General features: G+C 38.9%; 1 pseudogene. It reads left to right on the top strand.

The window, feature by feature from the left end:
• Positions 1-11: 11 nt before the first annotated feature.
• Positions 12-229 (top strand): annotated as a pseudogene (locus RM529_RS18230) (IS982 family transposase); the annotation flags it as partial.

The raw sequence follows: 229 nt of genomic DNA, 5'->3' as shown, positions 1-229 counted from the left end.
ATAAACTACCTATGATAATCTATTCTAAAATTACCGAAATTTTTTGTCCTTTGCACGAGTTTTGCAAAGAATATGACCGGATCGTCGAGAACCACCTTTTGGGTAACCCCTCCAAACGTCCATCGATAATGTCCAGGAGCGAGGTTATTACCATTTCCATTATCTTCCAGTTGAGCGGTTTTAGGACGTTCAAGCATTTTTACCAGTATTATGTGAAGGTGCATATGAA

The organism is Autumnicola edwardsiae (genome assembly GCF_031846505.1).
GTDB classification, from domain to species: domain Bacteria; phylum Bacteroidota; class Bacteroidia; order Flavobacteriales; family Flavobacteriaceae; genus Autumnicola; species Autumnicola edwardsiae.
This window is presented reverse-complemented; position numbering and strand designations above follow the sequence as displayed.